Here is a 12,442-nt window from a genome sequence, read left to right on the forward strand (position 1 = left end):
ATGAGCGACTCCCTTGATCTCAGCCTGGACGGTGTAGAACGCCGGTCACTGGCTGACTTCACCGAAAATGCCTACCTCAACTACTCCATGTACGTGATCATGGACCGTGCCTTGCCGCATATCGGCGACGGCCTGAAACCTGTACAGCGCCGCATCATTTATGCGATGAGCGAGTTGGGGCTGGACGCCGATTCCAAGCACAAGAAATCGGCGCGTACCGTCGGTGACGTGCTCGGCAAGTTCCACCCCCACGGCGATTCGGCCTGCTACGAAGCCATGGTGCTGATGGCCCAGCCGTTCAGCTATCGCTACACGCTGGTCGACGGCCAGGGCAACTGGGGTGCGCCGGATGATCCCAAGTCCTTCGCCGCCATGCGTTACACCGAAGCGCGGCTGTCGCGTTATTCCGAAGTGCTGCTCAGCGAGCTGGGCCAGGGCACGGCGGACTGGGGCCCGAACTTCGACGGCACGCTGGACGAGCCGCTGGTCTTGCCGGCCCGTCTGCCGAACATTCTGCTCAACGGCACCACCGGTATCGCCGTGGGCATGGCCACCGACGTTCCGCCGCACAACCTGCGGGAAGTCGCCACGGCGTGCGTGCGTTTGCTCGATGAGCCCAAGGCCACGGTCGAACAGCTTTGTGAACACATCCAGGGCCCGGACTACCCGACCGAAGCGGAAATCATCACCCCGCGCGCCGACCTGCTGAAAATCTACGAAACCGGTCGCGGTTCTGTGCGCATGCGCGCCGTGTATCACATCGAAGACGGCGACATCATCGTTACTGCGCTGCCGCATCAGGTCTCGGGCGCCAAGGTGCTGGAACAGATCGCCGCGATGATGCAGGCCAAGCCGTCCAAGGCCCCGCAAATCGCCGACCTGCGTGACGAATCCGACCACGAAAACCCGTGCCGGATCGTGATCATTCCGGGGGCGCGGAAAAACTTCGACCACGATGCGCTGATGCAGCACCTGTTCGCCAGCACCGAGCTGGAGTCGAGCTATCGGGTCAACATCAACATCATCGGCCTGGACGGCAAGCCGCAGCTGAAGAACCTGCGGGCGCTGCTGGTCGAATGGCTGGAGTTCCGGGTGCAGACCGTGCGTCGTCGCCTGCAATTCCGCCTCGACAAGGTCGAGCGTCGCCTGCACCTGTTGGACGGTTTGTTGATTGCCTACCTCAACCTGGATGAAGTGATCCACATCATCCGTACCGAGGAGCATCCGAAAGCCGCGCTGATCGAGCGTTTTGCCCTGAGTGAAATCCAGGCCGACTACATCCTCGACACCCGTCTGCGTCAGTTGGCGCGCCTGGAAGAGATGAAGCTGCGTGCCGAGCAGGATGAACTGCTCAAGGAACAAGCCAAGCTGCAAGCCCTGCTCAGCAGCGAAGCCAAGTTGAAAAAACTGGTGCGCAGCGAACTGATCAAGGACGCTGAAACCTACGGTGATGACCGCCGGTCGCCTATCGTCGAGCGCGCCGAAGCCAAGGCCCTGACCGAGCACGATCTGCTGCCGAACGAGAAAGTGACGGTGGTGCTGTCGGAAAAAGGCTGGATTCGCTCCGGCAAAGGCCACGAGATCGACGCCACCGGGCTTTCCTACAAGGCCGGGGACGGTTTCAAGGCGCTGGCAGCCGGGCGCTCCAACCAGTTTGCCGTGTTTATCGACTCCACCGGCCGCAGTTATTCGGTGGCCGCCCACACCTTGCCGTCCGCCCGTGGCCAGGGCGAACCACTGACCGGTCGCCTGACGCCGCCGCCAGGGGCGAGTTTCGAATGCGTGCTGATGCCGGAAGACGATGCGCTGTATGTGATCGCCTCCGACGCTGGCTACGGTTTCGTGGTCAAGGGTGAAGACCTGCAGGCCAAGAACAAGGCGGGCAAGGCGCTGCTGAGCCTGCCGAACAACGCCAAGGTCATGCTGCCGCGCCCTGTGGCCGATCGTGAGCAGAACTGGCTGGCGTCGGTGACGACCGAAGGTCGCCTGCTGATCTTCAAAATCAGCGACCTGCCACAATTAGGTAAAGGCAAAGGCAACAAGATCATCGGGATTCCCGGTGAGCGAGTGGCCAGTCGTGAAGAGTATGTGACGGACATCGCCGTATTGCCGGACGGTGCAACACTGGTGTTGCAGGCCGGTAAACGTACCTTGTCACTGAAAGCAGACGACCTCGAACACTACAAGGGTGAACGTGGCCGTCGTGGCAACAAGTTGCCGCGTGGCTTCCAGAGGGTCGATGCGCTGCTCGTCGAAAACCTCAATTAGGCGACTTAGAAGCGCCGATCTACGATTTAACCCGTAGTTCGGCGCTTTGCGCTGGAGTCGGAACGCATATTCACGGATGATATGGCCTTTCAAGCGCCGGCATTGCCGCGCGTTCTTCACATTTATTGAGTATTTTCACTGTGGTCAGCCTTTTAGCGATCACCTGGATGGGACGATGACTGCTCTGCGCCTTCCTTTTATTCTTTTGCTCGCCGGCGTTCTTGGCCTGGCGGGTTGCAGCGTTCACCAACCGGTGTCGCTGTATCAGCTGGACGCTGGTAGTCCGGTTCAGCCCGCACAGAACGCGGGCATGGCGGTATTGTTGGGACCGGTCACCGTGGCCGACTACCTGCAACGCGAAACCCTGTTGCAGCGTCAGCCGGATGGCAGCCTGCAAGCCTCGACCGACGGTCGTTGGGCTGGCAGCCTTTCGTCGGATATCGATCAGCTGCTGCTGCGTCAGGTCGCAGGCCGCCTGGACAGCCAGCGCGTAGTGCTGGCTCCGGCGACAGTGGGCTTCACCCCGGATGTTCAGGTGCTGCTGACCATCACGCGCCTGGATTCGGGTGAAAAACAGCCGGCGATCCTCGACGCGCAATGGCGCCTGATCGACCGTCGCGGGCAGGTCCGCGACAACCGCATCATCCATTTGCAGGAACAGCATGCCGGTACCACGGCGGCTCAGGTCCAGGCACAGGGCGTGTTGTTGCAGCGCCTGGCTGAACAGCTGTCGGTGGCGCTCAAGCCGCTGGCCAATCAGCCGCCGATCGCCGAAGTCCCGCGCAAGCCGGCAGCCAAGGCGGCAGCACCTGCGGTAGAACAGGAAAAGCAGCCGAAGATCCCGATGGCCGCGCCGATTCGTACGGATATGGAAGTGTTCCGCTTCTAAGCCTGGATGGATTTGAAACAAAGCCCGCATTGATGCGGGCTTTGTTGTTTCTGCAGGTTGGAGATATCTGGCGTCAGTTCCAGCCTCTTCGCGGGCAAGCCCGCTCCCACAGGGGGCGCGGTCGTACGCAAGAATTGTATTCACAGAGACCAATGTGGGAGCGGGCTTGCTCGCGATGAGGCCAGAGCAGGCTACAAAAAAGCCTGCAGACGATCACTCATCTGCGGGCTTCCAGGTTTAAAGGCTAAAAGATCGCAGCCTTCGGCAGCTCCTACGCGCGGCGCTCGTGCATCCGCGCCAATTGCCGTTCCAGCATCGATGGATATGGCTCCATCAACCGTTCCACGCAGCACGCCCCCTCAGGGCTGGCAATCGGACGGATCCGCGCGCGTTGGCGGATCAAGGCGTCGTCACTGATCTTGCGCTCCACCAGCAGCAGGTTGCGGCTGTGTTGCGACAGGGCCAGGGCGTCCTGGGCGGGGTCGGTCAGCAGCAGGTCGATCTGGCTCAGGCCGAACAGTTCGTCGCCCAGGGTCAGGCCCAGCTGCAATTGCAGGGTGATGCCGCTGTCCGCGACTTCGATCTGCAACTGATGGCCCAGAGCCCGCAGCAGCTCGCCACAGCAAATGGCATTGGTCAGGTAATCGTCGCCGCTGTCTTCGGTGTGGAACAGCATCAGCGTGCTGCCGTCGTTCAATGTCTCCACTTCGCCTTGATACAGCGAAGCGGCCTGATCGAGGCAATCGCGATAGCGTTCGAGCAGTTCTTCAAGACGCGCCCGCGGCAGGCGTCGCAGTTGCTCCTGGGAGCCCAGTTGCACTGCCAGCACCGCGCTGTGTTGCGGCACGCTCGGCGTGGCCTTGCGAATCACCGGTTGTGGGTTGCTGTCCAGCGACTCGTCGCGCAGATCGGCGAACGGGTCTTCATCATCGTCGTCTTCGACAGTGCTGACGGTTTGCCGTGGCGCTGGCTTGAGCGCCGCTACCGGGCGGCTCTCGTCGAAACTCGGGTCGCGCAGGTTACGGACTTCGAAGGCCGGGTCGGTTTCGTCATCGACGTCGTCGAATTCCGGCTCTGGTTCCGGCACGGGGGCGGGCTCCGGGGCGAAGTTGGCGTGCAGCTGGCGCGCCAGGTCGCCGATTTCGTCCTGGCGGTCGGTGGCCGGGGTGTATTCATCGATATTGCGCAGCCACACCCGCAATTGCAGCAGCGGCGTGGAGAGATAACGCCCCATGCGCAGGCTCAGGGCCAGGGACAGGGCCAGCAGGATGGCACTCAGAATGCCCATGCTTTGCAGGCTGATGGTCATCGGCTGCTGGAACTGGTCCATGTCCAGGCTGATGCGCAATTGCCCGGCAGTCACGTCCTGGAAGGTGATCTTGCTCTGGTACATGCCCTCGGCTTCGCCCAGCAGGCCATGCTTGGGGCGCTGGCCGGATTCGGCAAGAATGCGGTTGTCCGGGCTGTAAATGGCGGCGTGGGCCACCAGCTTGTTCTTGGTCAGGTTATTGAGCAGCACATTGAGGCTGAGGATGTCGTTGGACACCAACAGCTCGGTGGCCGAGGTGGCCGTCTGCGTGGTCAGGCTTTCGCCCAGCGCATCCGCCTGCTCGTGCATGGCCTGCTTGAACTGCAAGCCCATCACACCGGCATAGATGACCAGGGCCAGGGCGACCAGGATCACGTTATGGCTGGCGATGCGCAATGCAATCGGTACACGGCGGTGGCGCAGTGCCCGGAAGATCAGCAGGAAGAAGTTGTCGGTTTTTACTGGCGTAGGCCGGTTCACTTGAGCTCGGCTCTTTTGTCCGTGGAGTTGACGCGCAGTATAGCGACAGGCCCTAGACCGTCAAAGCGCTCACGGTGCCCGATGGTCACTGAAAGTGGGTAGAATGCGGTTTTTTTCCACCTGCGGGGGTGCGCCTTGCGCGAAATCGTCCTGATAAACATCACGGGAGTCGACCGTCCGGGTCTGACTGCGGCCATTACCGGCGTTCTGGCCCAGGGTGGTGTGAACATTCTCGACATCGGTCAGGCGGTGATCCACGACACCTTGTCGTTCGGCATCCTGGTTGAAATTCCCGACACCGAGCAAGGCAAGTCTGTGCTCAAGGACATCCTGTTCAAGGGCTATGAGCTCGATCAACAGGTGCGTTTCACTCCGGTGTCCGAAGTGGATTACCAGCAGTGGGTCGGCAACCAGGGCAAAAAACGCCACATCGTGACCCTGTTGACTCGCAAGGTGACAGCCGGGCAGTTGCAGGCCGTGAGCTCGATCACCGCCAAATATGGCCTGAATATCGACCACATCGATCGCCTGTCCGGACGCATGCCGCTGGACACTCCGGCCGACAAGGGCAAGGGCTGCATCGAGTTTTCCGTGCGCGGCGAAGCGGCTGATCCGCAGGCGCTGCGTGCCGAATTCCTCAGCGTCGCCCAGGAACTGAACGTCGACATCGCCTTCCAGGAAGATTCGCTGTTCCGTCGCAACCGTCGCCTGGCGGTGTTCGATATGGACTCAACGCTGATCGAAGCCGAAGTGATCGATGAACTGGCCAAGGCGGCTGGCGTGGGTGAGAAGGTCTCGGAAATCACCGAACGGGCGATGGCCGGTGAGCTGGATTTCCGTGCCAGTTTCAAAGAGCGTCTGGCCTTGCTCAAAGGGCTGGACGTCAATGTGCTGGACTCCATCGGCGCCTCGCTGCGCCTGACCGAAGGCGCTGAAACCCTGTTCGCCGAACTCAAGCGCCTGGGCTACAAGACCGCGATTCTGTCGGGCGGTTTCACTTACTTCGCCAAGCAATTGCAGGCCAAGCTGGGTATCGACTACGTGTTCGCCAACGAACTGGAAGTGGTCGACGGCAAAGTCACCGGCGTGGCGGTCGAGCCGATTGTCGATGCGCAGCGCAAGGCGGATTTGCTGAAGGAACTGGCACACAAGGAAGGCTTGCGCCTGGAGCAGACCATTGCGGTCGGCGATGGTGCCAACGACCTGCCGATGCTGGCGATTGCCGGGTTGGGCGTGGCGTTCCGCGCCAAGCCGCTGGTGAAACAGTCGGCCAAGCAGGCGATTTCGACGCTGGGCCTGGATGGCGTGCTGTACCTGCTGGGCTTCCGCGATCGCGACGGGCAGCTCTAGGCACCACAAATAAATGTGGGAGCGAGCTTGCTCGCGATTGCGGTGTATCAGTCAACGAAGAAGTCGACTGACACTATGCAATCGCGAGCAAGCTCGCTCCCACATTTTGATCTCTATACAGGTCAGGCTTTTGGTGAGCCCATGCCCTGGCCCATCTGCACCGCAGTACCGGCGGTCATTTCTTCAGCCCACTTCACTTGATCCGGCCCGAACAGCACGACGGCGGTCGAGCCCAGCTTGAAGCGACCCAGTTCCGCACCTTTTTCCAGGTGGATCGGTGCGCGCGCGGCTTCGTCGTAGCGGAAGGTTTTCAGCTCACGTTTCGGCGGCGTGACCAGACCGGCCCAGACGGTTTCAATCGACGCCACGATCATCGCGCCCACCAGCACAACGGCCATTGGCCCGCGCTCGGTGTCGAAAATGCACGCCACGCGCTCATTGCGGGCAAACAGTTCCGGAACGTTTTCAGCGGTGGTCTGGTTGACCGAGAACAGACGACCCGGGATGTAGACCATCTCGCGCAGGGTGCCGGCCAGTGGCATGTGCACGCGGTGGTAGTCCTTCGGCGACAGGTAGATGGTCGCGAAGTCGCCACCCATGAACGGCGCAGCGTTTGCCGCATCGCCACCCAACAATTCCAGCACGCTGAAGCTGTGGCCCTTGGCCTGGAACACGCGGCCGTGCTCGATCGGGCCGAGCTGGCTGATCGCACCATCGGCGGGGCTGAGGATCGCGCCCGGGGTCTCGTCCAGCGGACGGGCACCGTCTTTCAATGCACGGGTGAAGAACGCGTTGAAGTGCTCGTAGGCAGTCAGGTCTTCGACCAGGGCCTGGGACATGTCCACCTGATAGCGCTTGGCGAACCACACGGTGAACGCATTCTTGAACCAGCGCACGCGGCATTCGGCGATGCAGCCGGCCAGTCGCGAGAGCAGGTTGTGGGGCAGCAGGTACTGGCCGAGGAGAAACAGACGCTTGTTCATTAACGGTCCTTAAAAATCTTAAATTTCTACCGGGGTATCGGGATGGTTACCCCATTCGCCCCAGGAGCCGGCGTAGCCTTTGACCCGCGGATAACCGAGAGCCTTGGCCACCAGATAGGTGAAGCCAGACCGATGGTGTGTCTGGCAGTGGGTAATCACTTCTTTGTCTTTGCTGATCCCGAGTTGTTCGAGGATCTGCGGCATGTCGGTGCGGATGCGCAGCTGGCGTGCCCGATCCATGCCCGCGGTCCATTCGAAATTGACCGCGCCGGGAATGTGCCCGCCCTTGGCTGCCAGGACTTTCTCGCCGGAGTACTCCAGCGGCCCGCGTGCATCCCAGATTGCCAGGTCGGAGGCGCCGAGACGGCTCTGCAGGTATTCGCGGGTGGCGGTGGGTTCGTCGTGCAAGGTCAGTGGAACCGGGCCGCCCACGTGTGGCGGGATCTGGATCGACATGGGCAAGCCTTCCGCCAGCCAGGCCGTCAGGCCGCCGTCGACATAGTGGTACTTGCTGTGGCCGATGACATCCAGCAGCCAGATGAAGCGCCCGGCCCAACCGCCGCCTTCGTCGTCATACACCACGTAGACCGCATCGGGGTTGTGTCCCAGCTCACCAAACAGCGCTTCGAGTGCTGCCTGCGGGGGCATCAGCCCCGGGGCGGGGGCCTGGCCGAGCTGCGTGCGTTTCGGATCGACAAAGCGCGCGCCGGGAATGTGCCCTTCGGCGTAGCGGGCGGGACTGGTCAAGTCCACCAGAATCAGTTCGCGGGCGTCGAGGCGAGGGAGCAAGTCGCTCGGCTCGATCACCAGCGGCAAGCCAGAGAAGTCAGACATGTGAGGTCTCCAGAGCACAAAAGGGAGGATTGTAACGCAGCTTATTGGCCACGGTGGCTAAAGCTGTGCAGGGCTTTCTCGATGCACTGCGCGGTTTTGCCGAAGGCCTGTACGGAAATTTCCGAAAACGGCCCGCCGCCTTGATCCGTCACGACGATCATGATCACCCGTCCATTGTTGACCAGCGAACGCAGCAGCAGGTGTTCACCGCTGAACTGTGAGCGCAGGCTGTTGGGCAGCAGGGCCGAGAATTGCGCGTTGTTGGCGGCTGTCAGGCGCACTTGTGCCTGCTGCGCGAGCAGGCGTTGCAACACGTTGCTTTGGCTGACCACGAAGTTCAACCCGGCCGCTTCCTTCGGCAGGCCGGCCGTCTGGTGCACGCGCAGGTTGGCGTGGGTGCGGTCGGCCATCAGGATCATCACCCGACGCATGCCGCAGGCCACGAGGGCGTCCCGGGCGGCGATGGTCAAGTGCATGGCGTTGGTGAAACGACTCGGCTCGACCAGCAGTTCGGCGCATTGCTTGCGCCACTTCGCCAGGTCTTCGGCGGTGGGTGCCGCCGCCGGCAGCAAGCCTGCGTGGACACGGTTCATGTCCCACGGCCAGATCAGCGATTCGGCGGGGTGCCAGAGGTCGGGCATGGCGTGTTGGCGTGCGCTGTTGGCGGCTTGCTGGTGCAGTTGTTGCTGCAGTTCGTCCATCGGCATTTGCAGGTAAAGGCTGGTCAGGTACTGCCAGCGCTCACTGTGGGGACTGTCCCAAGCGTGCTGCGCCGACAGCGCCAGCCCGTTGGCCAGCAACACCGTATTGGCCGGTTGATTGAGCCAGCGACGCAGGGTCGGATCGTCATCGAGGCGGTTCTGCTGGCGCAACGGGTGCTCGCTGTCGCGGGCGATGCGCAGGACTTTCACCAGCTCCCGCTGTTCGGTGAGCAACAGTCGATAGCCCTGCTGCACCCAGATCGGCAAGCGCCAGACCTCCACCAGCGCCAGGCCGATGTCCAGCAGGCGTACGCCAAACAGTTGCTGCTCGACTTTGCGTGCCGACTCGCCTTTATGGATGACCCGCAGCTCCCAATCTTCGAGCAGTTTCGGATGGGTCAGCGCCAGGGGCCACAGCGGCGAAAGAAACAGCAGGCTGCCCCAGTGGATGTCCTGCCACAGGCGCGCCAGGCGACTGGCAAAAAAACCGTTGGCCTGTTGCGTGGCGTGCTGGCTGATCATCTGCAACTGACGCAGGGCTTTGGGGATCTCGGACTGGGGTTCGGCGGGCAGGCGCGCGAGCAGTTCTTCGGTGCGTTTCAGGCCGAGGCGATTGATCGCAACCTCAAGGTTTTCCGCGGGCTCGGCCATGCCGCCATGGGTGTGCCGGTTGGCTTCGCGAATCACGCTCAAGGCCAGGGCCGGGCTGCCTTGCATGAGGTCGGCGATATCGCGCAGCGAGCTGCGATTGTCGCCGATGGCCTTGCAGACACGGTCGTGGCTGGCTTGCGGAACCGGCAGGCGCACTCCATCGAGCAGCTTGACCCAGCCTTCGAGAGTGGTCGGTTTCGGGGTTGGGACGTTCGTTTCGTTAACCATGGTGGGAGGCGATCATCGTCAACATTACCTATGCCCGCAAGGGGTCAAATTAGCTTTTCGCCTGAACTGGCTATAGTCTGGCGCAGTTTTGCCGATAAGTAGAAGAAGAGATTTTTTAACTTCCGAATATGACCTTGAACCCGACTCAGTAAGTGCTCTCCTAACCTATGGCTAAAATTATCGGCATCATCGTCGTATTCGCGAGCGTGCTCGGCGGATACGTGCTTTCCCACGGCAAGATTGCCGCCCTGATCCAGCCGTTCGAGGTCATGATCATCGGCGGTGCCGCCCTCGGCGCGTTCTTGCAGGCCAACCCCGGTTACATGACGATGCACGTGCTCAAGAAATCCCTGAGCATGTTCAGTTCGCGTTTTAACCACGCCTTCTACCTGGAAGTGCTGGGCCTGATCTACGAGATCCTCAACAAGAGTCGCCGCGAAGGCATGATGGCCATCGAAGGCGATATCGAAGATGCCGCCGCGAGCCCGATCTTCGCCAAGTACCCGACGGTGCTGAAGGACGAGCGCATGACCGCGTTCATCTGCGATTACCTGCGCATCATGTCCTCCGGTAACATGGCTCCTCACGAGCTGGAAGGCCTGTTCGACATGGAACTGTTCAGCCTCAAGGAAGACCTGGAGCACCCATCCCACGCGGTCAACGGCATTGCCGACGCCATGCCTGGTTTCGGTATCGTCGCGGCGGTACTGGGGATCGTGGTGACCATGGCTTCGCTGGGTGAAGGCGACCAGAAGTCCATCGGCCTGCACGTGGGTGCGGCACTGGTGGGTACCTTCTTCGGTATTCTCGCCGCCTACGGCTTCTTTGGCCCGCTGGCCCATTCCCTGGCCCACGATGCCAAGGAAGAGCTGAACGTCTACGAAGCCATCAAGGCCTCGCTGGTGGCTTCGGCTTCCGGCATGCCGCCATCGCTGGCCGTGGAGTTCGGGCGCAAGGTCCTGTACCCGGCGCACCGTCCAAGCTTCGCCGAGCTGGAACAAGCGGTTCGCGGTCGTTAAGTTATGGAAAATAATCAGCCGATAATCATCAAGCGCGTCAAGCGCATCGCCGGCGGGCATCACGGGGGCGCGTGGAAAATCGCCTTCGCCGACTTCGCCACGGCGATGATGGCGTTCTTCCTGGTGTTGTGGCTGCTGTCCACCGCCACGCCGGAACAGAAGATTGCCATCGCCGGTTACTTCAAGGACCCGATCGGCTTTTCCGAAAGCGGCACGCCCTACATCATCGATCTGGGCGGCACGCCGACCCTGGCGCCGGAAAACACCCTCAACCCCGAGGTGAAGTCCCAGCCGCAGCCGGACAAAGTCACCATCGATACCGACCAGGTCGAAGGCATGGCCGAGCAGGTCGAAAAAGAGCGCCTCGAACTGTTGCTGCAGGAACTGCAGAACAAGGTCGAAGAAAACCCGCAGATGCAGAAGTTCAAGGACCAGATACTGTTCGAGATCACTCAGGACGGCCTGCGTATCCAGATCATGGACGCGGAAAACCGCCCTATGTTCGATTCAGGCTCAGCTCGCTTGAAGCCGTATTTCGAAGACATCCTGCTGGCCATGGCCGACACCATCAAGGCGGTGCCGAACAAGATCAGTATCAGCGGCCACACCGATGCCAAGCCATATACCGGCACCGGTGATTTCGGCAACTGGGAGCTTTCGGCCAACCGTGCCAACGCTGCACGGCGTGCGCTGGTGGCGGGCAGCTATCCGGAGGCGCAGGTGGCGCGGGTGGTCGGTTATGCCTCGTCGGCTTTGTTCGATCGCGAACATCCGTTCAACCCGGTGAACCGCCGTATCGACATCGTGGTGCTGACCAAGAAAGCCCAGCGTGCGATCGAAGGTTCGCAAGGCGCGGAGGCTGCTCCTGATGCACCGCAAGGTTCGGCCGCTCCGGGAGCCGCACCGGCTGCACCGGTCGACCCGAACGCGTTGCCGGCGGACAAGGAGCCTCTGCCGGCTCATGAACTGCGTGAGCGTCTGAACCTGTTTGATGACCCGGCACCAAAACCGGCTGAACCGCCCAAGCAGTGACCGACAAAAAAGCCGACAGCGATGTCGGCTTTTTTGTGTCTATTTCGTGCCTGTGTCTCCGAGTGCTTTGTGTCTGCCTGGTAGCTGTAGGAACGATCTGAAGTTTTGCGCCAAGGTTCTCAGTCGTGCACGAATCTGTCTATAGTTCAGCCGTTGCCGCTCACGCAGTGACCGATCTTAGCCGGTCGAATCAAAGAGGGAATCTCATCCAATTGATTGGAGTTAGACCTATGGCTAAGTACCACCTTCTGCAAGGCAACCTCAGCGTCGGTCCGACGCTGTACATCGATACCGAAGCACGTGCTTCCGATCTTCTTGAAACTGCCGTCCACCGAATCAAAGCTGCACGCAATTTGCTCAACAGCGTCACCTGCCTGTGCGTGAAAGATGCCGAAGGTCATGACCTGGAGCATTTCGCCAACGCCGCACACATATTGATTCAGGATGGCTGCGACGCCTTGGATGCGCTGGGGTGGACGCTGGAAAAGATCGCACGCTGAGAATAAGGAAGCCGCGTTAGTCGTGCAATGCTGCTCACTTAAGAGATAGAGCGAACAATAAACAACCTGTGGCGAGGGAGCTTGCTCCCGTTGGACTGCGCAGCAGTCCCATTTTTAGGGCCGCTTCGCGCCCCAGCGGGAGCAAGCTCTCTCGCCACGGGTACAGTGTTCGTCCTTTAGTGAACAGCATTACGATAG

At 61.1% G+C, this 12,442-nt stretch carries 10 protein-coding genes; 6 read left to right on the forward strand and 4 right to left on the reverse strand.

Annotated elements, in window-relative coordinates; genetic code table 11:
• On the forward strand, window positions 1–2,268 hold the full coding sequence (gene parC / locus AC3IP0_RS02345) for a DNA topoisomerase IV subunit A (protein WP_489318103.1): 2,268 nt from the start codon (window positions 1–3) through the stop codon (window positions 2,266–2,268).
• Window positions 2,269–2,443: 175 nt separating this feature from the next.
• Window positions 2,444–3,157, forward strand: coding sequence for a PqiC family protein (locus AC3IP0_RS02350; protein WP_489318104.1), 714 nt, complete (start codon window positions 2,444–2,446; stop codon window positions 3,155–3,157).
• A gap of 271 nt (window positions 3,158–3,428) precedes the next feature.
• On the opposite strand, the gene AC3IP0_RS02355 is transcribed toward AC3IP0_RS02350, so the two are convergent.
• Window positions 3,429–4,946, reverse strand: coding sequence for an AhpA/YtjB family protein (locus AC3IP0_RS02355; protein ID WP_489318105.1), 1,518 nt, complete (start codon window positions 4,944–4,946; stop codon window positions 3,429–3,431).
• A 135-nt stretch (window positions 4,947–5,081) separates the two neighbouring features.
• Here AC3IP0_RS02355 and serB point away from each other — a divergent pair, with 135 nt between their 5' ends.
• Window positions 5,082–6,296 (forward strand): phosphoserine phosphatase SerB, encoded by a 1,215-nt coding sequence (gene serB, locus AC3IP0_RS02360; RefSeq protein ID WP_489326585.1) that lies wholly within the window; start codon window positions 5,082–5,084, stop codon window positions 6,294–6,296.
• A 122-nt stretch (window positions 6,297–6,418) separates the two neighbouring features.
• Here the strand turns inward: serB and asd are convergent, their stop codons facing one another.
• From asd to AC3IP0_RS02375, 3 genes are read right to left on the reverse strand one after another with little or no spacing between them, the layout of a single operon-like run.
• The gene (gene asd / locus AC3IP0_RS02365; protein WP_489326587.1) at window positions 6,419–7,279 is read right to left on the reverse strand and encodes an archaetidylserine decarboxylase; all 861 of its coding nucleotides are present in this window, start codon (window positions 7,277–7,279) and stop codon (window positions 6,419–6,421) included.
• 18 nt (window positions 7,280–7,297) lie between these two features.
• Entirely contained in the window at window positions 7,298–8,113 is an 816-nt protein-coding gene (locus AC3IP0_RS02370; protein ID WP_489326589.1) for a rhodanese-like domain-containing protein, read from the reverse strand.
• A gap of 41 nt (window positions 8,114–8,154) precedes the next feature.
• Window positions 8,155–9,693 carry an HDOD domain-containing protein gene (locus tag AC3IP0_RS02375; RefSeq protein WP_489326590.1) on the reverse strand — a complete coding sequence of 513 codons (1,539 nt, stop codon included), beginning with the start codon at window positions 9,691–9,693 and terminating at the stop codon, window positions 8,155–8,157.
• 167 nt (window positions 9,694–9,860) lie between these two features.
• On the opposite strand from AC3IP0_RS02375, the gene motA reads away from it, so the two are divergent.
• From motA to AC3IP0_RS02390, 3 genes are all read left to right on the forward strand, one after another.
• Complete coding sequence (motA, locus tag AC3IP0_RS02380) at window positions 9,861–10,712, forward strand: flagellar motor stator protein MotA (RefSeq protein WP_015093220.1); 852 nt, start codon at window positions 9,861–9,863, stop codon at window positions 10,710–10,712.
• 3 nt (window positions 10,713–10,715) lie between these two features.
• The gene (gene motB, locus AC3IP0_RS02385; protein ID WP_489326592.1) at window positions 10,716–11,744 is read left to right on the forward strand and encodes a flagellar motor protein MotB; all 1,029 of its coding nucleotides are present in this window, start codon (window positions 10,716–10,718) and stop codon (window positions 11,742–11,744) included.
• Window positions 11,745–11,974: 230 nt separating this feature from the next.
• Entirely contained in the window at window positions 11,975–12,244 is a 270-nt protein-coding gene (locus tag AC3IP0_RS02390) for a hypothetical protein (RefSeq protein WP_223461537.1), read from the forward strand.
• Window positions 12,245–12,442: the final 198 nt, after the last annotated feature.

It is taken from the genome of Pseudomonas sp. GL_103 (genome assembly GCF_057835175.1).